The organism is Streptomyces sp. SID5464, from assembly GCF_009862985.1.
Taxonomy (GTDB): Bacteria; Actinomycetota; Actinomycetes; order Streptomycetales; family Streptomycetaceae; genus Streptomyces; species Streptomyces chartreusis_D.
The window spans coordinates 137,642-162,871 of record NZ_WWIQ01000008.1 but is presented as its reverse complement, the minus strand read 5'-3'; the positions used below and the strand labels follow the sequence as shown (position 1 = coordinate 162,871).

At 72.5% G+C, this 25,230-nt stretch carries 21 protein-coding genes and 1 pseudogene; 13 read left to right on the top strand and 9 right to left on the bottom strand.

Annotated features, from left to right (window positions below; translation table 11 throughout):
- Nucleotides 1–43: 43 nt before the first annotated feature.
- Nucleotides 44–1,090 (bottom strand): class I SAM-dependent methyltransferase, encoded by a 1,047-nt coding sequence (locus GTY47_RS08320; protein WP_010037198.1) that lies wholly within the window; start codon nt 1,088–1,090, stop codon nt 44–46.
- 170 nt (nt 1,091–1,260) lie between these two features.
- Between GTY47_RS08320 and cobT the strand changes: the two genes are divergently transcribed.
- Together cobT and GTY47_RS40150 are read left to right on the top strand one after the other, a co-directional pair.
- Entirely contained in the window at nt 1,261–2,370 is a 1,110-nt protein-coding gene (cobT, locus tag GTY47_RS08315) for a nicotinate-nucleotide--dimethylbenzimidazole phosphoribosyltransferase (RefSeq protein WP_010037194.1), read from the top strand.
- 150 nt (nt 2,371–2,520) lie between these two features.
- Nucleotides 2,521–3,156: pseudogene (locus GTY47_RS40150) on the top strand (hypothetical protein); the annotation flags it as partial.
- A gap of 4 nt (nt 3,157–3,160) precedes the next feature.
- On the opposite strand, the gene GTY47_RS40725 reads toward GTY47_RS40150, so the two are convergent.
- A complete protein-coding gene (locus GTY47_RS40725) occupies nt 3,161–3,925 on the bottom strand; it encodes a hypothetical protein (protein ID WP_029180978.1) in 765 nt (254 codons plus the stop codon).
- A gap of 60 nt (nt 3,926–3,985) precedes the next feature.
- Between GTY47_RS40725 and GTY47_RS08305 the strand changes: the two genes are divergently transcribed.
- Nucleotides 3,986–4,768: an adenosylcobinamide-GDP ribazoletransferase gene (locus GTY47_RS08305; protein WP_010037189.1), complete on the top strand. Its 783-nt coding sequence runs from the start codon at nt 3,986–3,988 to the stop codon at nt 4,766–4,768.
- A 124-nt stretch (nt 4,769–4,892) separates the two neighbouring features.
- A complete protein-coding gene (locus GTY47_RS40720) occupies nt 4,893–5,093 on the top strand; it encodes a hypothetical protein (RefSeq protein ID WP_010037186.1) in 201 nt (66 codons plus the stop codon).
- Between the two features lie 78 nt (nt 5,094–5,171).
- Here GTY47_RS40720 and GTY47_RS08295 read toward each other — a convergent pair whose 3' ends face one another.
- From GTY47_RS08295 to GTY47_RS08275, 5 genes are all read right to left on the bottom strand, one after another.
- Nucleotides 5,172–5,948 (bottom strand): endo alpha-1,4 polygalactosaminidase, encoded by a 777-nt coding sequence (locus GTY47_RS08295; RefSeq protein WP_010037184.1) that lies wholly within the window; start codon nt 5,946–5,948, stop codon nt 5,172–5,174.
- Nucleotides 5,945–6,604 (bottom strand): spherulation-specific family 4 protein, encoded by a 660-nt coding sequence (locus GTY47_RS08290; protein ID WP_010037181.1) that lies wholly within the window; start codon nt 6,602–6,604, stop codon nt 5,945–5,947. Before GTY47_RS08290 ends, GTY47_RS08295 begins: the two co-directional genes overlap by 4 nt.
- Nucleotides 6,601–8,115 (bottom strand): hypothetical protein, encoded by a 1,515-nt coding sequence (locus tag GTY47_RS08285; protein WP_010037179.1) that lies wholly within the window; start codon nt 8,113–8,115, stop codon nt 6,601–6,603. Before GTY47_RS08285 ends, GTY47_RS08290 begins: the two co-directional genes overlap by 4 nt.
- Nucleotides 8,112–9,662, bottom strand: coding sequence for a GT4 family glycosyltransferase PelF (gene pelF, locus GTY47_RS08280; RefSeq protein ID WP_050810202.1), 1,551 nt, complete (start codon nt 9,660–9,662; stop codon nt 8,112–8,114). Before pelF ends, GTY47_RS08285 begins: the two co-directional genes overlap by 4 nt.
- A 148-nt stretch (nt 9,663–9,810) precedes the next feature.
- On the bottom strand, nt 9,811–11,844 hold the full coding sequence (locus tag GTY47_RS08275; protein WP_029180977.1) for a hypothetical protein: 2,034 nt from the start codon (nt 11,842–11,844) through the stop codon (nt 9,811–9,813).
- Nucleotides 11,845–11,900: 56 nt separating this feature from the next.
- Between GTY47_RS08275 and GTY47_RS41580 the strand changes: the two genes are divergently transcribed.
- The 8 genes from GTY47_RS41580 to GTY47_RS08240 all read left to right on the top strand — a co-directional run bounded on the left by GTY47_RS41580 (nt 11,901) and on the right by GTY47_RS08240 (nt 22,705).
- Nucleotides 11,901–12,026 carry a hypothetical protein gene (locus GTY47_RS41580; protein ID WP_267880837.1) on the top strand — a complete coding sequence of 42 codons (126 nt, stop codon included), beginning with the start codon at nt 11,901–11,903 and terminating at the stop codon, nt 12,024–12,026.
- A 164-nt stretch (nt 12,027–12,190) separates the two neighbouring features.
- Nucleotides 12,191–13,717, top strand: a complete 1,527-nt coding sequence (locus tag GTY47_RS08270; protein WP_010037173.1) for a leucyl aminopeptidase — start codon at nt 12,191–12,193, stop codon at nt 13,715–13,717.
- Between the two features lie 272 nt (nt 13,718–13,989).
- Nucleotides 13,990–15,378: a dihydrolipoyl dehydrogenase gene (gene lpdA, locus GTY47_RS08265; RefSeq protein ID WP_010037170.1), complete on the top strand. Its 1,389-nt coding sequence runs from the start codon at nt 13,990–13,992 to the stop codon at nt 15,376–15,378.
- 61 nt (nt 15,379–15,439) lie between these two features.
- Entirely contained in the window at nt 15,440–17,239 is a 1,800-nt protein-coding gene (gene sucB, locus GTY47_RS08260) for a 2-oxoglutarate dehydrogenase, E2 component, dihydrolipoamide succinyltransferase (protein WP_010037167.1), read from the top strand.
- A gap of 231 nt (nt 17,240–17,470) precedes the next feature.
- Complete coding sequence (locus tag GTY47_RS08255) at nt 17,471–18,094, top strand: GntR family transcriptional regulator (protein ID WP_010037164.1); 624 nt, start codon at nt 17,471–17,473, stop codon at nt 18,092–18,094.
- A 268-nt stretch (nt 18,095–18,362) separates the two neighbouring features.
- Nucleotides 18,363–21,065 carry a pyruvate dehydrogenase (acetyl-transferring), homodimeric type gene (gene aceE, locus GTY47_RS08250; RefSeq protein WP_010037163.1) on the top strand — a complete coding sequence of 901 codons (2,703 nt, stop codon included), beginning with the start codon at nt 18,363–18,365 and terminating at the stop codon, nt 21,063–21,065.
- A 78-nt stretch (nt 21,066–21,143) separates the two neighbouring features.
- Nucleotides 21,144–22,130 (top strand): YafY family protein, encoded by a 987-nt coding sequence (locus GTY47_RS08245; RefSeq protein ID WP_010037162.1) that lies wholly within the window; start codon nt 21,144–21,146, stop codon nt 22,128–22,130.
- Between the two features lie 53 nt (nt 22,131–22,183).
- Nucleotides 22,184–22,705, top strand: a complete 522-nt coding sequence (locus tag GTY47_RS08240; RefSeq protein WP_029180976.1) for a DUF4240 domain-containing protein — start codon at nt 22,184–22,186, stop codon at nt 22,703–22,705.
- A gap of 1 nt (nt 22,706) precedes the next feature.
- Here the strand turns inward: GTY47_RS08240 and GTY47_RS08235 are convergent, their stop codons facing one another.
- A complete protein-coding gene (locus GTY47_RS08235) occupies nt 22,707–22,931 on the bottom strand; it encodes a hypothetical protein (RefSeq protein ID WP_010037157.1) in 225 nt (74 codons plus the stop codon).
- A complete protein-coding gene (locus tag GTY47_RS08230; RefSeq protein WP_231911256.1) occupies nt 22,928–23,764 on the bottom strand; it encodes a peptidoglycan recognition protein in 837 nt (278 codons plus the stop codon). Before GTY47_RS08230 ends, GTY47_RS08235 begins: the two co-directional genes overlap by 4 nt.
- 277 nt (nt 23,765–24,041) lie before the next feature.
- Here GTY47_RS08230 and GTY47_RS08225 point away from each other — a divergent pair, with 277 nt between their 5' ends.
- A complete protein-coding gene (locus GTY47_RS08225) occupies nt 24,042–25,226 on the top strand; it encodes a MarP family serine protease (protein WP_010037153.1) in 1,185 nt (394 codons plus the stop codon).
- The last annotated feature ends 4 nt before the right edge of the window (nt 25,227–25,230 follow it).

Genomic DNA, 25,230 nt, shown 5'->3' with positions numbered 1-25,230 from the left:
ACCCCCTGCTCGAAGAGCTTGGGGGAGGCACGACTGCCCGCAGCTAAGTGGGTTTGTTGGCAATCAAGCGGTAAGTGTTCGCGAATCGGGTGCGGCGGGCTACGGGGGCCAGGACGTGGTCCGCTACCGCTGCCAGGGCCACCAGGGGGATTCCCGCTCGGAGCAGGGCCTCTCGGAGGTGTTGACGGGCCAGGGGCGGGGGGATCGCTCGCCACGGGGTGTCGGGGGCGGGGAGGACGTGGGAGAGCGCCAGGGCCGTGGCGCCCGCGAGGTCGTGGGGGATGTGGACGGGGCGGTGGTCCAGGAAGGCGATCGTGCAGCCGGCCGCCTCCAGTTCGGCACGGAGGTTCTGCGGGGGGAGCAGGTGCAGATGGCGGGGCTGGTCGTAGGCGAGCCACCAGCGGCCCAGTAGCGCGGCGAACAGGCTGCGGGGGCTCAGGGTCTCGATGAGCAGGTGGCCGCCGGGGCGCAGGACGTCGAGGGCGGCGTGGAGTTCCGCGCGGGGGTCGGGGGTGCCCTCCAGGTGGTGGAGCATGCTGACCACGTCGTAGCGGCCGCGCAGGGGAGCCGAGATCCGGGGGTCCGTCAGGCGGCCCACATGGGCCTCCTCGACGCGGTCGGCGGCGCGGGCGCGCACCACGCGCGGGGTGGGGTCCAGGCCGTCGAACGCGGTGTAGGGGAAGAACTCCCGGGCCGTCATGGGGAAACGGGCGTGGCCGGTGCCCACGTCCAGCCAGCTCTCCGGCTCCCCGAACCGCAGCATCGCGCGGGCGGCCGAGCGGTGGCGGGGCCGGCTGCCGCGCAGGGCGAGGAGGGTGTCGGCCGCGACGTCCCGGGGCGTTCCGCGGGCCGTCCGGTGGTAGAGCGCGAGGCCTTCGGAGGTGAGGCGGGGGTTCTGGAAGGTGTGGCGGCAGTCGCGGCACTCGTCGACGGTGAAGCTGCCCGGCTTGTACTGCCGCAGGTCACCGGTGCGCAGCCGGTTCCGCAGCCGGGTGGAGCCGCACCAGGGGCAGTCCGCGCGGCGCGGCTCGTGGACCCGAGTGGTCGCTTGGGAGGTGAGGGGTGCCGAGGGGGCGGGACGTGCGGGCATGGGCGGCTCCCGGGCGCGAGGGCGTACGCAGGGACGTCCGTCGAACCACGTATGACAATCCGCTGCAAAACGGAACGTATGGGATGCCCATCTCGGGTGCAACGACGTCGCCGCCGCGGAGTCGCGATGTGGCGCCGTGCCGTTCGACCGGTGCCGGTACTGTTCGGCGAATGAGCTCGCTTAATCTCGACGACTTCACCGATCTGATCGAGCGTCCGGACGGCGGGGTGCGCCGTGACGCCGAGGCGCGCCGGGAACGGCAGATCGTGCCGCCCGGGTCGCTGGGCCGCCTGGACGACCTGGGTGAGTGGCTGGCGGCGGCGCAGTCCGCCGTGCCGGTGCGGCCGATCGAACGGCCGCGGGTGGTGCTCTTCGCCGGTGACCACGGCGTCGCCGAACTGGGCGTCTCCGCGCGGCCGGCGGGCGGCGCCGGGCAGCTGGTGCGCGAGGTGCTGGAGGGCGGCCGGCCCGTGTCGGTGCTGGCGCGGCGGCTGGGCGTGCCGGTGCGGATCGTCGACATGGCCCTGGACTGCGACCCCGAGTCCCTGCCCGAGGACGTCGTACGGCACCGGGTGCGGCGTGGCAGCGGGCGCATCGACATCGAGGACGCGCTGACCCTGGAGGAGGCCGAGGCGGCGTTCCGGGCCGGGGTCGCGGTGGCCGACGAGGAGGCCGACTCCGGTACGGATCTGGTGGTGCTCGGCGATGTGAGCGTCGGCGGGACCACGGCGGCCGGCGTGCTGGTCGCGGCGCTGTGCGGGGTCGACGCGTCGGTCGTCACCGGCCGGGGCGGGCTGGCGATCGACGACCTGGCGTGGATGCGCAAGTGCGCGGCGATCCGCGACGCGCTGCGCCGCGCCCGGCCGGTGCTCGGGGACCAGTTGCAACTGCTGGCGGCGGTGGGCGGGGCCGACCTCGCCGCCATGACGGGCTTCCTGCTCCAGAGCGCGGTGCGGAAGCTGCCGGTGGTGCTCGACGGGGTCGTGACGGCCGCGTGCGCGCTGGTCGGGCAGCGGATCGCGTTCCGGGCACCGGACTGGTGGCTGGCCGCGCACGACAGCGGCGAGCCCGGGCAGGCCAAGGCGCTGGACCGGATGGCCCTGGAGCCGCTGCTGACCCAGGGCGTGACCGTCGGCGAGGGCGCGGGCGGCCTGCTCGCACTGCCCCTGGTGCAGGCGGCGGCCGCGCTGGCGGCGGAGCTGCCCGAGAAGCCGAAGGAGTCCGAGGAGCCGGAGAGCCCCGAGGCGTCCGGGGCCTCCGGGGTTCCCACCGAGCAGTAGCGTTCCGGGAGATCCAGGTCACGCACACCTGGCTCAACTTCGTCCCGTTCCGGTCGGTCTTCGCGTGTGGTGCCGGTTTGACTGAGCCACAGGCACCGCGCACACCCGCTGACGTACCGACATCCGGACGAGGACGACCCGATGACCACGCTCGCCCGCTGGGCTCGTGCCGAATGGGGGCCGCTGTACACGGCCGTGCGCGGGCCGCTGCGGGAGCGGCGCCTGCGGGCCGTGCCGATGGCGGTGGCGGCCGTGTGTCTCACGGCCGCGCTGCACTTGGTGCACAACGAGGCGTGGGGCTACCGGTTCGTGCAGGACATCGGGGCGGTACGGGCCGAGGACCCGCTGTGGCTCGCGCTCCTGCGGACGCCGCTGTCGCTGTTCGTGCCCGCGCTGGACCTGCCGGTGTGGGGCGCGCTGGTGCAGATCCTGCTGGTGTTCGGCGTCGCGGAGCTCTGCCTGGGCCGGCGGCGGGCGCTGTTCATCGCGTACGTCGCGACGCTCGCGGGCACGCTGTACGCCCGTCTGGGCATCTGGCTGGGCCCGGACGCCCCGCTCGGCCTGCCCGCCTCGGACGCGCTGGTCGTGGACACCGGGCCGTCGGCGGCCGTGGTGGGACTGGCCGTCTACCTGGGATGCCGCTACCGCGCGTACGTCACGGCGGGGGCGGTGATCGTGGCGATGGTGGCCGAGGTCGCCGTGAAGGAGAACCTGGCGGGCAAGGAGCACCTGGCGGCGATCGCGGCCGTGCTGGTGGTGTGCGCGGTCGGCGCGGTGCGCCGGCGGCGGGTCAGTGGTGTTCGAGGGACCGGGTCGGCTGGGGATCGGGCGCGCCGCCGATCCAGTCCTGGAACGCGCGCCGGGGGCCCAGCCAGCGCCGGTCGTGGTGGTAGGCCCGCAGGCCGGACTTGGCGCGGGCGCGGGGCCGGCGCCGGTAGAAGCGCTTGGCCCAGTAGGAGCCGGGGCGGGCCAGCCGTACGGCGCCGATCAGGGCGATGACGGGGACGATCACGCCGAAGACCGCGAGGCGGGTCTTGCCCTTGAACAGGGCGATGAGGGCGAAGACGAAGTTCACCACGATGTTCACGATCACGGCGGCGCGGTTCTGCTGCTGGTCGTCCGAGAGGTCGTTGACACCCAGGGGCGAGAAGCCGATCAGGAGCAGTCCGACGAGGGAGGCGGTGAGGACGACCATCTCGACGCTCTTGCGGCCGGCCTCGGTCCAGTAGACGTCGGCCAGGTGCAGGACCAGGGCGAACTCGTCGAGGACGAGGCCCGCCCCGATGCCGAAGATCACCGCGCTCAGCCCCGAGCCGAAGCCGTGCTGGCCACCGGCGACCGCGCCGAAGCCGCCGGCGATCGTCAGGATGACCCCGGGGACCACGTGGTGGACGTGGACTCCGCTGCTGCTGCTGACGTTGCGGAAGGGGCCCTTGCCCGCGCGGATGAGGCGGGTGATGCCCCGGGTGATCAGGAAGGTCAGCACGAAGGAGACGAGGGCGAGGAGCAGCGGCAGCTTGCCGGGTTCGATGATGTTCCGCTCCAGCCATCCCATATGTGAACTTTATCCTCGGCCACCGCATCCGCTCTTCTGACCGGCGGGTAGCCTGCGCCGGTGCCCAGAACCTCGCCGCTCGACGCTCTCCGCTTCTCCTTCGGCACCCTCACGGTGTTCCCGGTCCGGGTGACCCGGTGGGACCGGGAGGCCGCGCGCGGCGGCATGCTGTGCGCTCCGCTGGCCGGGCTCGCGGTCGGTGCCGCTGCCGCCGCCGTCGGGCTGGGGCTGCTGTTCCTCGGTGCGGGGGGACCGCTCGCCGCCGTGGCCACCGTCGCCGTCCCCGCCGTCCTGACCCGGGGGCTGCACCTCGACGGGCTCGCGGACACCGCCGACGGCCTGGGCAGCGGCAAGCCCGCCGAGGACGCCCTGCGGATCATGAAGCAGTCGGACATCGGGCCGTTCGGGGTCCTCACCCTCGTCCTCGCCCTGCTCGCGCAGGTCGCCGCGCTCGCCCAGGCCTACGACGCCTCCTGGGCCCGGGGCGCGTGCGCCGCCGTCGTCTCCGCGACGGTCGCCCGGCTGGCCCTGACCCTCGCGGCCCGGGCCCGGGTGCCCGCGGCGCGGCCGGAGGGGCTGGGCGCGGCGGTGGCGGGTGTGGTGCCGGTGCGCGGAGCGCTGCTCGCCGGCGTCGCCGTCACGGGCGCGGCGGCAGCGGTCGCCGCCGTCTTCGGGCCGTACGACGTCGCCCGTACCGTGCTCGCGGTCCTGCTCTCGCTGGCCGCCGCCGAAGCGCTCCTGCGGCACTGTACGCGCCGCTTCGGCGGGATCACCGGGGACGTGTTCGGCGGCCTCGCCGAGACGGCGGCGACCACGGCGCTGGTCGTCCTGGCGCTGGGCTGAGCCGGACTTCTGTCACCGGGCGGAAACGATCTCCTCGTCCCCCTCCTGCCCGGACCGCCCAGCCGCTGGCTTCCTGCCCCGGAACACACAAGTGATCGGGGGACGTTCATGCCGAAGCTGCGCCGTGCCGCCACGGCGCTCGCCGCGCTCCGTGTTCCTCTACCAGTGGGTGTGTCCGGCCCTGGCCGGGAGGACGATCGGCAAGGCCCTGGTCGGGCTGAAGGTCACCCCGAACCTGCCGCGCGGGGTCAGGGCCGCGCGGCGGGCCGCCGTCACCACCGCGGCGGACGTCGCCGTGTACGCCGTGGCCTTTGTGCTGTGCTGAACGCGCTGCCGGTCCTGGCCCCCAGCCGGCGTTCCCTCGCCGACCCGGTGGCGGGCACGGCGGTCACCGGGCTCGGGCTCAGCACGCCCGCCGCCACGCCCCTAGTTCGTACTTCTTGAGCAGTGAGCTCAAGCGCAGGCGGCGGGACTCGGCGCAGAAGCGGCCGGTGGGCACCTCGTACTCGACGTGGAAGACCGCCTTGCCCGCCTCGACGAAGGGCTTCAGGGCCCCGCACTCGCCGTACTGGGCGCACTGTTCGTTGACCGCGAAGTCGAAGTCACCGACCAGCTCCGGGATCTGGTCCAGGTCGTTCTTCAGGCCGACGGCCAGACCCCGGTCGTGGGCCAGTCGGGCGATCAGGCGGTTGTAGCGGAGCTGGTCGGCGGCGGTCAGCGGGAAGCCCGTGTCGTTGCGGTAGCCGTCCATGTTGTCGGGCTCCACCGCGTCGAAGCCCTTGTCGCGGCACATGTCCAGACGGGCCGCCATGATCGGCTCCAGGACGTCGGTGCGGCGGATGTCGAGCCAGCGTTCGCCCTCCCAGCCGTTGCCCCGGCCGAGGACCGGCTTCGGGAACTTCTTCGCGTCCGGGCGGAACTCCTCCCAGGCGCCGGTGGACAGGTAGCAGATGACCTTGCGGTCCTCACGGTGCAGCCGGGCGACGGTGGCCTCGGAGTGGTCGAAGCCGTCGATGTCGTAGACCGGCACGTCGACGGAGGTGTCCAGCCGGCCGCTGAGCTGCCACTGCCAGGCGGTGCCGGGGCGCGGCTGCCAGCGGGGGCCGGGCTTGTCGTCGGGGCCCTGGGTACAGCCCGCGAGCAGCAGGACGAGCAGGGCGGCGAGCAGGGGGCTTCTCACGGGGCGTTCTCCGGGTTGTGCAGGGTGTACGGCAGTGTGCCCCAGGGATGATCTCCGGTTCCGGGCACCGCGCAGTGCACCGCCGCGCCCCTCTCCCGCGCCAGGACCTCGGGGTCTGCGCCGGGCGGCACGCCGTACACCAGGTGGCACAGCCGTACCCCGCTGTCGCCGGGCCGGGGCTGGGGAGGCAGGGCGCGGTAGGACGCCCAGGTGCCCTCGAAGGTGACGAGGACGTCGGCGATGCGGGCGTAGCAGGGGTGCGGTGCCGTGCCGTGGTTGAGGACGAGGGTGCCGCAGCCGACGCCCCAGGCGGCGACGGCCAGCTTCTGGTAGTGCTCGAACTGCTCGGGCCCGGAGGGGACCTGGTCGAGGAAGGCGCCGTCGGTGCCGTACCAGTCGCGGTGCCGGGTGAGGTCACGGAGGACGTCCGGGGCGGCGCGGCGGCCGTAGTCGGTGTCGGTGTACCCGAGCACCCGGACACCCGCCGCCTTCAACCGGGCGGCGACCCCGGCGAAGGCCTCGTCGGGGCGGTCGCCGGGGCCGCTGGCCGGGTTGAGGACGACCCCGTAGAGGCGGGGCGCTGCCGCGACGATCGCGTCCCATTCGGCGGGGCGGGCGGACGGGTGCTCGTAGTAGGGGACCAGGAGAGTGTTCATCGGTGGGCGGTTGCCCTTCCCAGCAGGGCGCACACCAGGGCTGCCTGGACGATGGCCGCCGTGCCGTAGACGGCCGCACCGGCCAGGTGCGGATCGCCGGTGCGGGTGGCGAGGAGCAGGGTCTGGGCGAGCGCCGCGGCGCAGCACACCGCCGTAGCGCCGGTCACCGCGCCGAACGACTGGAGCAGCAGGCCCGTCCACAGGACCACGCCCAGCAGGAGCAGTCCGGCCAGCCGGACGCCGCCCGGGACCGGGGAGTGCGGCCACAGGGCGGAGACGGCCAGGCTCAGCGCGAGCAGCGCGGCGAGATAGGCGGCCAGGCACTGGACGACCGTCGAGGCGGTGGTCCGCCGGAAGTCCCGGGCGGTGCCGCTGGAGCGCAGTCCGGCGAGGCTGTCGCTGCGGAAGCGGTACAGCAGCCACTCGGCGGGGCCCATGCTGAGGGTGAGTGCCACGGCGGCGGGCGCGGCGACCGCGCTGTGCTCCTCGCCGGCGAGGGCGTCGCCGAGCGCCGCGTACAGCACGAGGACGCCGGTGCCGAGCCCGAACAGCGCGTACGGCAGGGAGCCCGTGAGCCGGGGTCCGGCGGGGCGCCGGTGCGCGGGGGTCGTGCCGAACCCGCCGAAGGGCAGCAGGGCGACGAGGCCGGCGCTCCAGCCGTCCTCGCCCGGTTCCCTGAGGGCGGGCGCCACTTCGCGCAGCCCGAGCACCGCCACCGCCGCCAGGGAGCCCAGCAGCAGGGCCAGGCTCGCGGCCTCGGGCAGCGGGTCGACCAGGGACAGGACCGCGCCCATCGCCATGGGCGCCAGCGCGATGAGCAGAAGCCGTTCGCGGCCCATCACCAGCAGGACGGTCGCCGCCGCCAGGTAGCAGGACTGCCCGGCGGCGAAGGCGACCACGGCCGGGGCGGCGCCGCCCGCGCACGCCAGGGCGACCAGGGAGCCGAGCAGCGCGCCGGCCGGGGCGCCGACCAGCAGGGCGCGCCGGGCGGCCATCCGGTCGCCCAGCCCCAGCCAGGCGTACGCCCGGTGGGCGAGCCCCTGGTTCCACGTCCAGCCGCACAGAGCCCCGGCCAGGAGCGGGACCGTGCCCGCGGGGAGGCCGAAGTCGCCCGGGCCGGTGAACAGGGGTGCGCCGAGGACGTAGGCGAGGCCGGGCAGGGCGAAGACGACACCGCGCAGCAGACAACCGAGCAAGCCGATCCGCCAGGGGTCGTGGACCGGGCCGTCGGGCTCGGGGTAGCGGCGCTCGACGCGTTCGTAGAGGGTCTCGGCGAGCGCGAAGGAGTTCTTCACGCCGTACCGCCTGCGTATCTGGTCGTCGGAGAGGCCGTCGGACTCCAGCAGGGCGGCTATCTCGTCCGGGTGGACGGCCGCGGCTATGAAGTCCTCCAGGCGGACGGCGAGTTCGTCGACCGGGTCGGGCTGGGCCCAGCTGGGAGTGCGCTGCCGGGGAATACCCGGGAGGGTGTCCGGGCGGGAACCCGGGGGCAGCCAGACGCTTCCGCTCACCAGCCCGCCCCTCCCCCGGACTCCGTCCGGGGGGACCCCGATACCGCCGTGGACGCGTACCAGGGATCGCGCAGCTCCAGGGTCCAGTCGGCCACGGTCTCCACCGTCGGCTCGTACACCTCGTCCTCGCCCGCGAGTTCCTTGTAGATGGTGCGGAAGGCGTCCACCGAGCGGCGCAGCGTGAACCGGTCGATGACGCGCTGCCGCGACAACTGCCCCAGTTCGATGCGCCGTCGGTCGTCCTTGAGCAGGGCCAGCGCGGCGGCGGCCATCTTCTCCGGCTCGCGCGGCGGCACGACCAGACCCGTGTCGCCGACCGCCTCGCGCACTCCCCCGACGTCCGTCGACACCGTCGTACGGCCGCACGACATGGCCTCGATGATGGAGAAGGGGAAGCCCTCGGAGATCGACGACAGCATGACCAGGTGCCCGGCCGCATAGGCCCGCCAGACCTCGGTGATGCGGCCCTCGAAGGTCAGGCCGTCGGTCACGCCCAGTTCGGCCGCGAGCTTCTCCAGCCGGGTGCCGTAGGCCTCGCCGCCGGGCGGGACCGGGCCGAAGAGCCTCAGCCGGGTCGCCGGGATCTCGGCGCGCACCATCGCGTAGGCCCGGATGAGGGTCTCCAGGTCCTTGATGGGGTCGATCCGGCCGCACCAGGACAGGGTGGGGACCTCGGGCTCGGGTCCGGCGTGCGGGAAGGCGGCCGGGTCGACGCCGTTGTAGACCGTGCGGATCTTGTCGGCGTCGGCGCCGCCGCGCTCCTCCCACCGGCGGTTGTACTGGTTGCACGGCGTGATCAGGTCGGCGGCGCGGTAGCCGTAGGAGTTGAGCTCCCGGTAGAAGCCCAGCATGAAGGCCTTCACGGGCCAGCGCTGGGCGTCACGGCGGTAGCCGAGGTAGCGCTCGCGCAGGTAGATGCCGTGCTCGGTGAGCAGGAACGGCACACCGTCCAAATGGCGGGCGGCGAGCGCGGGCAGGGTCGCGAGGCCGCTGCTGACGGCGTGCGCGACGGAGTCCTCCGGGATACGGACGCCGAGCGGGCGCAGGGCGTGTTCCAGCAGGTCGGTCGCGGTCAGCGCGTCGTGCACGGTGGGGCGGGCGGCGGCCGTCGGCAGATGCGGCATCGTCCAGATCCACATGAGGGACCGCAGCGCCGACTCGGTGCGCAGCGCGGCCGACAGGCGTCCGTCGCGGGCGAGTCCGGCCAGCTCGTTCAGGGACTCGCCGAAGTCGGCGTGCGAGCCGGGGTCGAGGAAGGAGAGCAGGAAGCGCTCGTAGGTCTCGGTGAAGCGGCGACGGGCTCTGCCGTACGGCGGTCTCGGGCGGCCGGGGCGCGGGCCCCAGGTCGGGACGGTGGTGTGCCGGCAGACGTTGGGCGGCAGTTCCCAGGTGATGGGTTCGCGGCCGTTGCCGGTGAGCGAGACGAGGTGGAAGTCGACCTCGGGCATGCCCTTGACGAGCTGGTCGCACCAGGTGCTGACGCCGCCGTGGACGTGCGGGTAGGTGCCTTCCGTGAGCATGGTGACATGACGGCCTGTTCGCCTCATGCGGTGTTTCCCCCTGTGGTGCGGATGATGTGCGGGGAACTGCTTGCCCGGATGCCGAGTGCGGGATCGTGGTGGGCTGGTCGCGCCCCCGTGGCGGAGCCGCACATCACATGCGGCCCCGCGCCCCTGAGAAGAAGGGCGTTTCCCTCTACGGCAACTTCAAGGTGAGAGCCGACTGGAGTGCTGCCGGGGTGGTCCAGGCCGAGCGGGCTCCCGCGTACGGGGTGCCGAAGGCGGTCGTGCTGAGCAGGAGTTGCTGCTTCGTTCCCTCCGGCGCCGTCACCGGGATCTGCGTCCCGGACGGGGCGGTGACCGTGACCGTGTCGCCGATGCGGTACGCGGTCACGCGCCCGTTCGCCAGGGCGGTCTGCCAGGCGGCGCGGCGCTGCACCTCGGTGCCGATGGCGCTGTGCCGGGGGTTCTCCAGCGGGGTGTTGTCGGCGAACATCGCCCGGTAGTCGTCCAGCACCTTCTCCATGACCGGGTAGAGCAGCCGGTCCTCGGCCAGGTTGGACTGGTGCGCGTAGTGCGGCCGGGGGTCGCCCGCGAGGACGTGCCCGAGGGCGGTGCGCGCCTCCTGCGGAACGATGTGCCCGGCGTAGCCGGTGGCGGTGTCGAGGGGCTCGTCGAGGCAGGTCGAGGTGGGGTTGTCCTCGCAGACGCCGCTGCCGCCGTCGGCCCGCGAGGTGTAGACCCAGTTGTACTCGTCGGCCATCTCGGCCGCCGTACCCACGTTGTAGTACACGTTCATCGGGTGGCGGGGCACGGTCAGCGCGTTGCCGACCGCGCGCTGCTCGGGCTCGCGGGAGTTGTCCGAGGCGATCCACCTGACGCCGGTGTCGGCCAGCGCGCCGGCCAGGTTGGGGTTGTCGTCGGGCTGCTGGGGCAGTGTCTTCAGGCCCGAGTGCTCACCGGTGACCAGCTCGGTGCGGTCGACGGGCAGGCCCTTGTTCACCGCCCAGTCGTGGTTGTCGCGGATCTGCGCGGCGATCTCGGCGCGGCTCATGTACTTCGTCGAGCCGTCGGCGTTCTTCGCGCAGCTCCACGGGACGGCGGAGGTGTCCTGGACGCAGCCCAGGAAGGGGTGCGTGTAGGTGTGGTTGACCCAGCGGTACTGCGCCTTGTCGGCGAGCAGCCGGTCGGTCAGGGCGTCGGTCCCGCCGTGCTCGGTCTTCCACTCCTCGCCGGAGCCGGCGTTGTAGACCATGTCCATGGTGAAGCCGTGCTCGCGCTGCCACTGGGCGGCGTAGGCGGCGTCGTCCGCGGTCATGCGGATCGGGGTGGTGCCCTCGCCGTCGCCGCCCGCGCAGTCGAAGTCGCCCGGGGTGCAGTTGCGCACGGTGTCCCAGCGGCTGTCCGGGGCGAACACGTCGTCGACGTGCACGGCGAAGGAGTTGCGGATCTGCCCGAGGTGCACGCCCTGGGTGAGCCACTCGACGATGCCCCGGGCCAGCAGCCGGAACTGCTGCTGATTGCCGTTGTAGGCGAAGGTCACGACGAGTTCGCGGCGGCCGTCGTGGGCGTACTCGCCGACGAGGCTGCCGCGGCCGGATCCGCCGGGCACGGGGATGTCGACGTAGCTGGTGAAGCCGGCGCGGGGCCGGGCCACATAGCCGTAACTCTCCTGGACGGCGGGCGCGTTGTCCTCGAACCGGAACGCGCTGTCGAGGTAGCCGAACCAGCCCGCCTTCCCCGCCACGGTGACGGATGCCTCGCGCCCGTCAAGAGTGCCCGCCCAGCCACCCTCGCTGGTGTAGTCGAGGCCGACCTCCGGGTGCGCCCAGGTGTAGGCGTCGACCTGTGGGATGCCGTACGTCCGCTCGTACGTCTCCAGGGCGGCCTGTTCGGCGGAGCCCGCGCCGAACGGGGACTCGTTCGGCAGGACGACGCCCTGGTACTTGGCGCGGGGGCTGCCGTTCACCGTGTCGCTCAGGAACGACTCGGTGATCTTCGGGCGGCCGGTGTCGTTCAGGTCGATGGTCGTGTACGGGACGCCCGTGCTCCTCAGCTGGGCGGTGACGGCCCGGACGGGGCTGTCGCCGTTGTCCACCACCAGCACCTTCAGATCGATGCGGGCTTCCTCCGCGGCCGACGCCCCCGGCGCCACCGCCCCGGCCGTGATCACGCCCGCCGCCGTCACCGCGGCGGCCGTGCTTCTCCACCTGCGCGCACGCTGCGCCATGGTTCCTCCCCCAGAAGATCCCCGAGATCCCCTTGCGGTCGCACAGAGGAGGATCCGTGGAAATCATGCAAAGCGGTGAGCAGGGCGCTCACCGGATCTCGACGAGTGTGACTCAGTTCACCGACATGGAGGATCAAGAAATGGCCACTACGCCACCGACAGGTGAACGCCCGCAGGAATGAGCGAACACGGCCACGCGCGTAGTCTCGTCGTCGAGTGTTCGCCGCACCGGGGAAGGCCCCGTGACACCCGAACCCTGAGGTCGGAATAGGGTCGGCTGTCGGGCCCGGTCGACCCACACCGTTCGACCACAGCAACTTCACATCGGAAGCGAGATTTCACCACCGTGACTGCTCTCACTCTCAGCACCGCCGCGGCGCCCGGTCTGCGGGCCGACGCCATCGTGATCGGTGTCGCCAAGGGTGCCAAGGGGCCGGTCGTCGCACCGGGCGCCGAGGCCGTGGACAAGGCGTACGACGGCAGGCTCGCCGGCGTTCTGGAGACTCTCGGCGCCTCCGGTGCCGAGGGCGAGGTGACGAAGCTGCCGGCCCCGTCCGGCTTCAAGGCACCGCTCGTGCTGGCGGTGGGCCTGGGCGCGGTGCCCGAGAAGGACGCCGCCTACGACACCGAGGCCCTGCGCAAGGCCGCCGGTGTCGCCGCCCGCGCCCTGACCGGGTCCAAGAAAGCCGCCTTCGCCCTGCCCCTGACGGACGCCGCCGACGCCGGCGCGATCGGGGAGGGCGCGCTGCTCGGCGCGTACTCCTTCGACGCCTACAAGGGCAACGGCAAGGACCCCAAGGCGAAGAACGGCAAGGCCCCCCTCGCCGAGGTGGCCCTGCTCGGCGGCAAGCCCCGCGACAAGGCGTACAAGGCCGCCGTCGAGCGTGCCGTCGCCGTGTCCGAGGAGCTCAACCGCGCCCGCGACCTGGTCAACACGCCGCCGAACGACCTGAACCCCGAGGCGTTCGCCGCGATCGCGCAGGCGGCGGCCAAGGAGCACGGCATCAAGGTGCAGGTGCTCGACGTGAAGGCCCTGGAGAAGGGCGGCTACGGCGGCATCCTCGGCGTCGGGGCCGGCTCGGCGGCGGGACCGCGCCTGGTGAAGCTGTCGTACACCTCCTCGAAGGCGAAGAAGCACCTCGCCTTCGTCGGCAAGGGCATCACGTACGACTCGGGCGGCATCTCGCTGAAGCCGGCCGGTCACAACGAGACGATGAAGTGCGACATGAGCGGCGCGGCCGCGGTGTTCGCCGCGGTCGTCGCCGCCGCGCGCCTCGGCCTGGAGGTCAACGTCACCGGCTGGCTGGCGCTGGCCGAGAACATGCCCTCCGGGTCCGCGACCCGTCCGGGTGACGTGCTGCGGATGTACAGCGGCAAGACGGTGGAGGTGCTCAACACCGACGCGGAGGGCCGGCTGGTGCTGGCCGACGCCCTGTGGGCGGCGTCCCAGGAGAAGCCGGACGCGATCGTGGACGTCGCGACGCTGACCGGGGCGATGGTGCTGGCGCTGGGGAACCGGACGTTCGGGATCATGGGCAACGACGACTCCTTCCGTACGGCGCTGTACGAGGCGGCGGAGGAGGTCGGGGAGCCGGCGTGGCCGATGCCGCTGCCTGAGCACCTGCGCAAGGGGATGGACTCGCCCACGGCCGACATCGCGAACATGGGTGAGCGGATGGGCGGCGGGCTGGTCGCCGGGCTTTTCCTGCGCGAGTTCGTGGGCGAGGGGATCGCCTGGGCGCACCTCGACATCGCCGGGCCGGCCTTCAATGAGGGCGGACCGTTCGGGTACACGCCGAAGGGCGGCACGGGCAGCGGTGTGCGGACGCTGGTGCGGCTGGCCGAACTGACGGCCGCGGGGGACCTCGGCTGAGTTCGCCTCTCAGCTCGCCTCTCGCCGGTTGCGCGGCGAGTGCGGGGGCGTGGGGGCTGGTCGCGCAGTTCCCCGCGCCCCGTGGGCGCGGCTCATGTGAACGTGGGGCGTCTCACACAGCAGCCCGGCGTCTCCTTCTGTGCTGACAAGTGCGAAGATGGGGCTCGGCAGGACAGGGCCCCACCGAAGGGCCGAAGAACGAGCGGCCGGACACCAGCCGCCTGCCGGTCACTGAAGACCGGCGTACGGCGCACATGCATGGAGGACGTGACGTGGCGAACGACGCCAGCACCGTTTTCGACCTAGTGATCCTCGGCGGTGGCAGCGGTGGTTACGCCGCGGCCCTGCGCGGGGCGCAGCTGGGCCTGGACGTCGCCCTGATCGAGAAGGACAAGGTCGGCGGCACCTGCCTGCACCGGGGATGCATTCCCACCAAGGCCCTGCTGCACGCGGGTGAGATCGCCGACCAGGCCCGCGAGAGCGAGCAGTTCGGTGTGAAGGCCACGCTCGAGGGCATCGACATCGCCGGCGTCCACAAGTACAAGGACGGCGTGGTCGCGGGCCTGTACAAGGGTCTGCAGGGTCTTGTCGCCTCCCGCAAGGTGACCTACATCGAGGGTGAGGGACGGCTGTCCTCCCCGACCTCCGTCGACGTGAACGGCCGGCGCGTCCAGGGCCGCCACGTGCTCCTCGCGACCGGCTCCGTGCCGAAGTCGCTGCCCGGCCTGGAGATCGACGGCGACCGGATCATCTCCTCGGACCACGCCCTCGTCCTGGACCGTGTGCCGAAGTCCGCGATCATCCTCGGCGGCGGTGTCATCGGCGTCGAATTCGCCTCGGCGTGGAAGTCCTTCGGCTCGGACGTCACCGTGATCGAGGGCCTGAAGCACCTCGTCCCGGTCGAGGACGAGAACTCCTCCAAGCTGCTGGAGCGCGCCTTCCGCAAGCGCGGCATCAAGTTCAACCTGGGCACCTTCTTCGAGAAGGCCGAGTACACCCAGGACGGTGTCAAGGTCACCCTCGCCGACGGCAAGGAGTTCGAGGCCGAGGTCCTGCTGGTGGCGGTCGGCCGCGGCCCGGTCTCCCAGGGCCTGGGCTACGAGGAGCAGGGCGTCGCGATGGACCGCGGCTACGTCCTGGTCGACGAGTACATGCGCACGAACGTCCCGACCATCTCCGCCGTCGGTGACCTCGTCCCGACCCTCCAGCTCGCGCACGTCGGCTTCGCCGAGGGCATCCTGGTGGCGGAGCGGCTGGCCGGTCTGAAGACCGTTCCGATCGACTACGACGGTGTCCCGCGGGTGACGTACTGCCACCCGGAGGTCGCCTCCGTCGGCATCACCGAGGCCAAGGCCAAGGAGATCTACGGCGCGGACAAGGTCGTCGCTCTGAAGTACAACCTCGCGGGCAACGGCAGGAGCAAGATCCTGAACACCGCGGGCGAGATCAAGCTCGTCCAGGTCAAGGACGGTGCCGTCGTCGGCGTCCACATGGTCGGCGACCGCATGGGCGAGCAGGTCGGCGAAGCCCAGCTGATCTACAACTGGGAGGCGCTGCCGGCCGAGGTCGCGCAGCTCATCCACGCCCACCCGACGCAGAACGAGGCGCTCGGCGAGGCCCACCTGGCCCTGGCCGGCAAGCCCCTCCACGCGCACGACTGACCCCTCGGTCGACGAACGCGACGACAGACTTCCGCACTTTCCGTAAGGAGCAACCGAAACCATGGCGGTTTCCGTAACCCTTCCGGCGCTCGGCGAGAGCGTCACCGAGGGCACTGTCACCCGCTGGCTGAAGGCCGAGGGTGAGCGCGTCGAGGCCGACGAGCCGCTGCTCGAGGTGTCGACCGACAAGGTCGACACCGAGATCCCCTCGCCCGCCGCCGGTGTCCTGGCCTCCATCAAGGTCGCCGAGGACGAGACGGTCGAGGTCGGCGCCGAGCTGGCCCTGATCGACGACGGCACGGGCGCGCCCGCTGCCGCCCCGGCCCCGGCCGCCGAGCAGGTCGCCGAGCCCGCTCCCGAGCCGGCCCCGGCCGCCCCGTCCACCGAGCAGGCCGCCCCGGCGCCCGCTCCCACCGCCGACGCCGCCGCCGGCGGCGGCTCCGCCGAGGGCACGGACGTGGTCCTGCCCGCGCTCGGCGAGTCCGTCACCGAGGGCACCGTCACCCGCTGGCTGAAGTCGGTCGGTGACAGCGTCGAGGCCGACGAGCCGCTGCTCGAGGTCTCCACCGACAAGGTCGACACCGAGATCCCGGCGCCCGCCTCGGGCACGCTGCTGGAGATCGTGGTCGGCGAGGACGAGACCGCCGAGGTCGGCGCCAAGCTCGCCGTCATCGGCGCCCCGGGCGCCGCTCCGGCCGCCGCCCCGGCGCAGGAGGCCCCGGCCGCCCCGGCCCAGCCCGAGCCCACCCCGGCTCCGGCTCCGGCGCAGCCCGCCCCGGCCCCGCAGGCCCCGGCCCCGCAGGCTCCGTCGGCCCCGGCTCCGCAGCAGCAGGTCACCCCGGCTCCCGAGCCGGCCCCGGCCGCTCCTGCTCCCGCCCCGGCTCCGGCCCAGGCACCGGCCGCTCCGGCCGCCGCCAAGCCGGCCGACGACGGCGCCTACGTCACCCCGCTGGTGCGCAAGCTCGCCGCCGAGAACGGCGTCGACCTGTCCACCGTCAAGGGCACCGGCGTCGGCGGCCGCATCCGCAAGCAGGACGTCATGGCAGCCGCCGAGGCCGCCAAGGCCGCCGCCGCTGCCCCGGCCCCGGCCGCCGCCGCTCCGTCGGCCGCCAAGAAGGCCCCGGTGCTGGAGGCGTCCCCGCTGCGCGGCCAGACCATCAAGATGCCGCGGATCCGCAAGGTCATCGGCGACAACATGGTCAAGGCCCTGCACGAGCAGGCCCAGCTGTCCTCGGTCGTCGAGGTCGACGTCACCCGCCTGATGAAGCTGCGCGGCCGGGCGAAGGACTCCTTCGCCGCCCGTGAGGGCGTCAAGCTCTCCCCGATGCCGTTCTTCGTCAAGGCCGCGGCCCAGGCGCTGAAGGCCCACCCGGCCATCAACGCCAAAATCAACGAGGCCGAGGGGACCATCACCTACTTCGACACCGAGAACATCGGTATCGCGGTGGACTCCGAGAAGGGCCTGATGACCCCGGTCATCAAGAACGCCGGTGACCTCAACCTCGCCGGTATCGCCAAGGCCACGGCGGAGCTCGCGGGCAAGGTCCGCGCCAACAAGATCACCCCGGACGAGCTGTCCGGCGCGACCTTCACCATCAGCAACACCGGGTCGCGCGGCGCGCTCTTCGACACGATCATCGTGCCGCCGGGCCAGGTCGCGATCCTCGGCATCGGCGCCACGGTCAAGCGCCCCGCCGTCATCGAGACGGAGGAGGGCACGGTCATCGGCGTCCGCGACATGACGTACCTGACCCTGTCCTACGACCACCGCCTGGTGGACGGCGCCGACGCGGCCCGTTACCTGACGGCGGTCAAGGCCATCCTGGAAGCGGGCGAGTTCGAGGTCGAGCTGGGCCTCTGACCTTCTTCTACGGCTGAACGGTGCCCCTGTCCGGAAATCTCCGGGCGGGGGCACCGCCCGTTTTTCAGGGGCGCGGGGAACTGCGCGAGCCACAACGGACCCGCACCCGAACGACAGGCCACACCCCCCGTGTAAGTCTCGTCTCACCTGCACCAAGACGCCCCCACCTGCCCCACCCGCGGAGCGAACCGGCCGTATTGTCTAAACGTCAATCCCGACTGAGGAGCCCTCATGACCGCGCCCGTCATCCACTCGCTGCGCGAGCAGATCCGCGAGCACATCCTGGAGGGGATCATCAGCGGACGCTGGCAGCCGGGCGAGCGGATCGTCGAGCGCCGGATCGCCACCGAGCTGGAGGTCAGCCAGACCCCGGTCCGCGAGGCCCTGCGCGAGCTGGAGTCCCTGCGCCTGATCGAGTCGGCTCCGAACAAGGGCGTGCGGGTGCGGAACCTGACCGCCGCCGACCTGGAGGAGAGCTACCCGGTCCGGGCCGGCCTGGAGGCCATCGCCGCGGAGCTGGCCGCCCAGGGCCTCGCTGAGGACTGCTCGGCACTGGAACCCCACGTCAGCGCCCTGTACGAGGCCGACCGCGTCTCCGACGGCACGGCCCAGGTCCGCCACACCGTCGCCTTCCACCGCGAACTGGTCCGCGCCGCGAACAACTCCGTCCTGCTGCACACCTGGGAGGGCCTCGGCATCGAGGTGTTCACGGCCCTGTCGATCCGCTGGCTGGGCACCCGCCAGCAGTCGTACGCCGAGGAGCACGAGGAGCTGGTCGCCGCCTTCAAGCGCCGCGACCCCCGGATCGCCGAGCTGGTGAAGGCCCACGTCCTGGGCTGCGCGCCCCGGGCGTGACACCCGAGCACGCCCCCGCTCAAACGCCTCCGACCTGCGAAAACCCGCCGGAAAGCCGTCACCGCGTGCCACCGCCGGAGGCACCCCGTGCCTACTTTCTCGTGATCAAGAGGTTTTGCCCCTCAACCCTTTGATCGATCATCGATCAGCGAGTTACAGTCGCCGACGGGCTTGCACCCGAGCCCCGCGCCCTGTCCTGCCAAAGACAAAGGGCACCCCCGAACCCTTACCGATGAGGGAACCCCCTTCGACTGAGGAAGGCGGCGACATGACCGACCCCAACGCCATCCAGCCGAGCGAGCTCGACCAGCTCCCGGACCGGGACCCGGAGGAGACCGCCGAGTGGCAGGCCTCCCTGGACGCCGTCGCCGAGGCGGCCGGGCCGCATCGTGCCGCTTACCTGATGCGCCGCACGCTGGAGCGCGCCGAGGGCGCCGGTATCGCGCTGCCGAAGCTCCTGGAGACCGACTACGTCAACTCCATCCCCACGGCCGCCGAGCCCGCCGTGCCCGGTGACGAGGCGATGGAGCAGCGGATCACCGCGTGGAACCGCTGGAACGCGGCCGCGATGGTCACCCGCGGCAGCAAGTACGGCGTCGGCGGCCACATCGCCACCTTCGCCTCCGCGGCCTGGCTGTACGAGACCGGCTTCAACCACTTCTTCAAGGGCAAAGAGGCCGACGGCTCCGGCGACCAGCTCTACATCCAGGGCCACGCCTCCCCCGGCATCTACGCCCGCGCGTTCCTCGACGGCCGGCTGAACGAGCAGCAGCTCGACAACTTCCGCCGCGAGGCGGGCGGCAACGGCCTGCCCTCCTACCCGCACCCGCGCCGCCTGCCCTGGCTGTGGGAGTTCCCGACCGTCTCCATGGGTCTGGGCCCGCTCTCCGCCATCTACCAGGCGCGCTTCAACCGCTACCTCACCAACCGCGGCATCAAGGACACCTCCGCCTCGCACGTGTGGGCGTTCCTCGGCGACGGCGAGATGGACGAGCCCGAGTCGACGGCGGCACTCGCGCTGGCGGCCCGTGAGGAACTGGACAACCTCACGTTCGTCATCAACTGCAACCTGCAGCGCCTCGACGGCCCGGTCCGCGCCAACTTCAAGATCGTGCAGGAGCTGGAGGCCCAGTTCCGCGGCGCCGGCTGGAACGTCGTCAAGACGCTGTGGGGCACGGCCTGGGACGAGCTGTTCCAGCTCGACACCACGGGCGCGCTGGTGCGCCGTCTGCGCCAGGTACCGGACGCGCAGATCCAGACGTACCAGACCCGTGACGCGGCCTACATCCGCCAGGACTTCTTCGGCGCCGACCCGGCGCTGGCGGAGATGGCGAAGCTGCTGAGCGACGACAAGATCCTCGAGTGTTTCCACCTCTCGCGCGGTGGTCACGAGGCCCGCAAGGTGTACGCCGCGTACAAGGCGGCCGTCGAGCACAAGGGCGCGCCGACCGTGATCCTGGCCCAGACGGTCAAGGGCCACACCCTGGGCGAGGGCTTCGCGTCGAAGAACGCCAACCACCAGATGAAGAAGCTGACGGTGGACGAGTTCAAGAACATGCGCGACCTGCTCGGCCTGCCGATCAAGGACAGCGACTTCGTCGACGGCGTGGTGCCCTACGGCCACCCGGGCGCCGACTCCCCCGAGGTCCGCTACCTCCAGGAGCGGCGTGCCGCCCTCGGCGGTCCGGCCCCGGCCCGGCGTGTGCACCCGGTCGCGCCGCTGCCCGCCCCGGCGGAGAAGGCGTTCGCCTCCTTCGACAAGGGCTCCGGCTCCCAGAACGTGGCCACCACCATGGCGTTCGTCCGCCTGGTCAAGGACCTGGTCCGCGACAAGGAAACGGGCAAGCGCTGGGTGCCGATCGTCCCGGACGAGGCGCGCACCTTCGGTATGGAGTCGCTCTTCCCCTCGCTCGGCATCTACTCGCCGAAGGGCCAGACGTACGAGCCGGTCGACCGCGACCAGCTGATGTACTACAAGGAGGCCCAGAACGGCCAGATCCTCAACGAGGGGATCACCGAGGCCGGTTCGATGGCCGACTTCATCGCCGCTTCGACGTCGTACGCGACGCACGGCGAGACGATGATCCCGTTCTACATCTTCTACTCGATGTTCGGCTGGCAGCGCACGGCCGACCAGATGTGGCAGCTCGGCGACCAGCTCGGCCGCGGCTTCCTCGTCGGCGCCACGGCGGGCCGCACGACCCTGACGGGCGAGGGCCTGCAGCACGCCGACGGCCACTCCCCCGTCATCGCCGCGACCAACCCGGCGGCGCTGACGTACGACCCGGCGTTCGCGTACGAGGTCGCGGCCATCGTCAAGGACGGTCTGCGCCGGATGTACGGCGAGGCGGCCCCGGGCGAGGACCAGAACGTCTTCTACTACCTGACCGTCTACAACGAGCCGCTGCCGCAGCCCGCGAAGCCGTCCGTCGACGGCATCGACGAGGGCATCGTCAAGGGCCTGTACCGCTTCAACACGGCGGAGTCGGCGGGCATCACGCCCCCGGCCAACGCACCGCGGATCCAGCTGCTCGGCTCCGGTACGGCGATCCACTGGGCGATCGAGGCGCAGCGGCTGCTCGCCGAGGAGTGGGGCGTGGCGGCCGACGTGTGGTCGGCGACGTCCTGGAGCGAGCTGCGCCGGGACGCGCTGGAGGCGGACGAGGCGCTGCTGCGCGGCGAGGAGCGGATCCCCTTCGTCCGGCAGGCGCTGCAGGGCGCCGAGGGCCCGGTGCTGGCGGTCTCCGACTACATGCGCCAGGTCCCGGACCAGATCGCGCAGTGGGTCGAGCAGGACTGGTCCTCGCTGGGTGCCGACGGCTTCGGCCTCTCGGACACCCGTGAGGCGGCCCGCCGCCACTTCGGGGTGGACGCGGAGTCGATCGTCGTCGCGGCCCTGGCCCAGCTCGCCCGGCGCGGCGAGGTCAAGGCGACGGCCGTGAAGGAAGCACGCGCGAAGTACGGCCTGTAAGGCCTGCACGGCCTGTAAGGGCTGTTCGGCAGGAGGCTCCCGCTGTCTGCGGGGGCCTCCTGCTGCATGATGTGCTCCATGCGCGCTGCCCGGCTCATCAAGATGGTGCTGCTGCTCCAGTCCCGGCCCTCCATGACGGCCGCCGAGCTCGCCCGGGAGCTGGAGGTCTCGGAGCGGACGGTCACCCGGGACGCCCAGGCGCTGTCGGAGGCGGGTGTGCCGGTGTACGCGGACCGGGGCCGGGTCGGCGGGTACCGGCTGGTCGGCGGGTACCGTACGCGGCTGACCGGGCTGCACCGCAGCGAGGCGGAGGCGCTGTTCCTGTCCGGGGTGCCGGGGGCGCTGCGCGAGATGGGCCTGGAGGACGCCGCCTCGGCCGCTCAGCTGAAGGTGTCGGCGGCGCTGCTGCCCTCCCTGCGGGACGCGTCGAGGACGGCGGCGCAGCGGTTCCATCTGGACGCGCCGAACTGGTTCAAGGAGCCGGAGACGCCCGTGCTGCTGCCGGCGGTCGCCGACGCGGTGTGGGACGACCGGCGGATCACCGCGCGCTACCGGCGCGGTGCGGACGAGGTCGACCGGGAGCTGGAACCGTACGGGCTCGTGCTGAAGGCGGGCGTCTGGTACCTGTGCGCACGAGTGGCCGGGGGCGGGTCCTTCCGGGTGTACCGGATCGACCGGTTCACGGCGGTGGACACGGGCGAGGAGCGTTTCGAGCGGGAGCCGGAGTTCGACCTGCCGGCCTTCTGGGAGGAACGGGCGGAGCAGTTCGCGCGGTCCATCCTGCGGGCGCGGGTCGTGGTGCGACTGTCCCCGGAGGGTGTGCGCAGACTGCCGCACGCCCTCGACTCGCTGTCCGCCCGTGAGGCCCTGGCGGACGCGGAGGGCCCGGACGGCGACGGCTGGGTGACGGTGGCACTGCCGGTGGAGTCCGAGGAGGTCGCCCACACCCAGCTGACGGCGCTGGGACCGGAGGTGGAGGTACTGGCGCCGGAGAGCCTGCGCGAGCGGTTCGCCGGGGACGCGCTGCGGCTGGCCGGGCTGTACCACCCCCGGGACGGCGTATAACGATCCCGCGCACTCCGGGTGCGCCCCTGTGCCCCAGGGCCGATGCTGGACCCGTGATGGACGAGACGGAGTTCTGGGAGCTGGTGGACGACGCCCGGGAGGCCGCCGAGGGCGACCCGGAAGAGCAGGCCGACCTGCTCGTGGAGCGGCTCGCGCAGCTGGACCCGGACTCGGTCCTGGACTTCGCCCGGCACTTCGAGTCCCGCTACAACCGCGCCTACCGCTGGGACCTGTGGGGCGCCGCCTGGGTGCTGCTCGACGGGGCGAGCGACGACGCCTTCGACTTCTTCCGGTGCTGGCTGATCGGCCAGGGCCGCCATGTCTTCGAGGGCGCCGTGCACGACCCGGACTCGCTCGCCGATCTGCTGGACGACTTCGACGAGGAGATCGACGGCGACGGCGAGGAACTCGGCTACGCGGCGGACGAGGCCTACGAGCAGCTCACCGGCATGGTCGCCCCCGACCTGGAGATCCCGCCCGCGCCCCCGGAACCGGAGGGCACCCCGCTCGACTTCGAGAACGAGGACCTGCTCGCCGAGCGCTATCCCAAGCTGTGGGAGCGCTTCAGGGGCTGAGTCAGGCGGCCCGGCGGCGGCTCGTCTCGGACGGCAGGTACGCGTGCGTCCGGTCCGCCTCGACCGCGTGGTACAGCGGGGCGGCGTTGGCCTGGTCGAGGGTGGACGCGGTGGCCGCGGCCGGGCCCAGGACGACGGTCGCGACCGCGCAGAGCACCGCCCAGGGGCCGCGCGACACCCCGGTCCGGGCGCGCGCCGCCGGGTCCTTCGAGCGGCTGCTGTTCATGATCCCCACCTCCGGTCGGCTGGCTGTGGGGACGACGGTAGGGCGCCGGGATCCGAGGACGCTGCGCGCCGGCTGTGGCCTTCCTGTGGTCCGGCCGGCCGGCCCTGCAACCGGGCGGCCAGCTGCCTGATCTGCGGCAGCCTGGCGTGCAGGGCGGCGCCCGGGCAGCTGGTCATGTAGCCGTCGTTGTGGCCGGCCAGGGCGGGCAGCTCGGCGGCGGTGCCGGCCGCGTACCGGCTCAGGCCGTTGCTGGAGACCAGGCGGACGGTCGCCCGCGGGTCGGTGCCGGTCAGGCCCAGCTTCCAGGCGGACAGCGCGGCGATGGCGTGGATCATCGCCCGGGGCACGGGCATGCCCGCGGTGAAGGTGCCGAGGGCGGCGATGCCGGTGGTGCGGTGGTTGAAGCCCTGGGTGTGGGCGCCGGTGACGGCCCGCTCGACGCCGCCGGCGCGGCCCTCGTAGATGGTGCCGCAGCGGTCGACGACGAAGTTGTAGCCGATGTCGTCCCAGTCGCGGGTGCCGGTCTGGCCGGTGTACAGGTCCCGGAGGATGCGGGGCGCGTCGGCGCAGTCGTAGCCGTTGGGCGAGTCGGTGTGGTGGATGAAGACGGCGGCGACCCGGTCGTCGTAGCGCGGGCGGGGCTGCTTGCGGGCGGCGTCGCCCAGCCATTGTGATCTCGGCACGATGTGCGGGCGCGGAGCGGCGTAGCGCGTGGGCGTGGCGGGGCGGTGCGTGGCCGGGCGGGCGCTGGTCTCGGCGGCGTTCTCCACGCCGTGGGCGCACAGCACCAGCGCCACGACGACGGCGACGCCCGGCAGGCAGCCGAGCAGCACCCGGGCCGTGCGCGGCATGCCGGCTATGCCGGGTGTCCCGGCGGCGCGGTGCCTACGCGCACCCCGCCGCCTCCGGAAGACACGCATGGACCCACTGTCGGCCTGATCCGGTCCGTCCGCGATGTGTGATGTGCCACCCGGTGGAACCATCGTCACGGTCCGCGACGTTTTTCCGAGTGCACGCGCGCGTGGCCGGTTCTGATCATCCACGCGCGTGTGACTGATCACCGGGCCCTTCCCCCACGTATTAAGAGGTTCCGAGAGAAAGAAGGCGTGCGTGGACCTGCTCGACATCCTGCTGTTGCTGGTCGTCCTGGCCTACGCGGCATCCGGCTACCGGCGCGGGCTGGTGGCCGGCTGTGTGTCGCTGGCGGGTTTCGTGGGCGGTGCGGTCGTCGGCGTGTGGATCCTGCCGTGGGTGATGGACCTGGTGCCGCCGGGTACGACGCGCGCGACGGTGACGGCGGTGTTCACGGTGCTGCTCCCGGCGGTGGTGGGGCACGAACTGGCGGGGCGCCTCGCGCTCAGGCTGCGGCGGGAGCTGGACCGCGGGCCGCTCAGGGTGGCGGACGGGATCGGCGGGGCCGTGGCCAACTCGGTCGCGGTCCTGATCGTGGCGTGGGTGGCCGCGAGCGTCCTGGGCGCGTCCTCGTCGCCGCTGGTCACCTCGGCGATCCGGGACTCCCGACTGCTCGGCGCCGTGCAGCGGACGATGCCGGACACCACCCCTGCCTGGTTCTCGGAGGCCACGTCCGCGCTGACCCAGGCGGGATTCCCGCAGGTCTTCAACCCGTTCGAGAACGAGTCGACCGCCGAGGTGGCCGAGCCCTCCGGCGACAGCGTCACGGCGGCCGCCACGAACGCGGCCAAGCTGAGCACGGTCAAGGTCGAGGGCGTCGCGGGCACCCAGGGCCGCGAGGGCAGCGGGTTCGTGTACGCGCGGGAGCACGTGATGACCAACGCCCACGTGGTGGCCGGCATCGACGAGCCGACCGTGCAGATCGGCGGGGTCGGCCGGACGTACGAGGCACGGGTGGTGCTCTTCGACCCGCAGAAGGACGTGGCCGTGCTGTACGTGCCGGGGCTCAAGGCGCCCGTGCTGCGGTTCGACGACAACGCCGAGCGCGGCGACTCGGCGGTCGTCGCGGGCTATCCGCAGGACGGCGACCTGAACCTCCAGGCGGCGACGGTCGCGAACCGGGTCCGGGCGACGGGCCAGAACATCTACAACGACGACACCGTCACCCGCGAGATCTACTCGATCCGCTCCACGGTCCGCCCCGGCAACTCCGGCGGCCCGCTCCTCACCACGGACGGCCGGGTCTTCGGCGTGGTCTTCGCCCGCTCCACCTCGGACGCCGAGACGGGCTACGTGCTGACGGCGGCCGAGGTCTCCTCCGACGCCGAGCGCGCGGCGAACGCGACGGCACCGGTGGACACGGGCGAGCTGGCCGAGTCGTAGCTCC